1 protein-coding gene is annotated in these 727 nt (G+C 67.3%); it reads left to right on the top strand.

Features of this window, described 5'->3' with window-relative positions; translation table 11 throughout:
• A partial coding sequence (locus AC1DWT_RS51695) for a condensation domain-containing protein (RefSeq protein ID WP_477926333.1) occupies window positions 1–727 on the top strand: 727 nt, incomplete at both ends.

The following is a 727-nucleotide window of genomic DNA, read 5'->3' as shown; positions in this document are numbered from 1 at the left end:
AGCATGTGCTCGCCGTGGTGCTGCACCACATCTGCGCCGACGGCTCCTCGATCGCCCCGCTGGCCCGGGATCTCGTGGCCGCCTACACGGCCCGCACTGGCGGACACCCGCCCTCGTGGCCACCGCTGGCGGTCCAGTACGCCGACTACACCCTGTGGCAACGCGAACTCCTCGGGTCCGAGGACGACCCCGATTCGTCGATCGCACAGCAGCTGACCTACTGGCGCACGACTTTGGATGGTCTACCGGAACAGCTCGAGCTGCCCGGGAACAGAACACGGCCTGCCGTCACCCGCCGTGGACGAACACACACGTTCACCATCGACGCACGCACCCACGGCGCGGCAGCCGCACTAGCACGACAGCACACCGCGACCGTGTTCATGGTGCTGCACACCGCGTTCGCGGTGTTCCTGGCCCGGATATCGGGCACCGGCGATATCGTGATCGGCACCCCTGTCGCCGGCCGCGGCGACCCAGCCCTCGACGACCTGGTCGGCATGTTCGTCAACACACTGGTGCTGCGAACCCCGGTCGACGGCGCCAGCAACTTCACCGACCTGCTCTCGACGGTCCGGGAAGCCGACCTGGCCGCGTTCGAGCACGCCGACGTGCCGTTCGAACGGGTGGTACAGGCACTCAACCCGGCACGATCGACCACCCGACACCCACTGTTCCAGGTGATGCTCGTCCTCCAGAACCAGGAGCACCCGAAACTGGAATTGGC

It is taken from the genome of Rhodococcus sp. P4_B6, assembly GCF_056402215.1.
The sequence above is the reverse complement of the archived record's forward strand: the minus strand, read 5'-3'. Positions and strand labels throughout refer to the sequence as shown.